The following is a 271-nucleotide window of genomic DNA, read 5'->3' as shown; positions in this document are numbered from 1 at the left end:
CTTCTATATAAGCGTTTTCGTTATCGATCCAAATCTCAGCAATGTCATCGCGTAGATAATCACGCACGGCACGAGTAACAACGCCCGCTTCTTGATGTACCAAGCGCGGTGATGGATATTTTTGGTTTTGCTCTTGGATGGCTTGCCAGATATTGAGCAGATGGTTTAAATCGTGTTGCAAATCTTCTTGAGTTTTACCAATACCAGCAGTACGAATAATGACGCTCATGCCTTTTGGCAAGTCAAGCCCGCCTAGCATGCGTTTCATATC

At 44.3% G+C, this 271-nt stretch carries 1 protein-coding gene; it reads right to left on the bottom strand.

All coding sequences use genetic code 11. From position 1 onward, the window contains the following. The coding region (locus AAEY83_RS15200) for a ribonuclease E/G (RefSeq protein WP_351060219.1) at positions 1–271 on the bottom strand (271 nt) is incomplete at both ends.

Source organism: Psychrobacter sp. TB20-MNA-CIBAN-0197, assembly GCF_040309765.1.
GTDB classification, from domain to species: Bacteria; Pseudomonadota; Gammaproteobacteria; order Pseudomonadales; family Moraxellaceae; genus Psychrobacter; species Psychrobacter submarinus.
The sequence above is the reverse complement of the archived record's forward strand: the minus strand, read 5'-3'. Positions and strand labels throughout refer to the sequence as shown.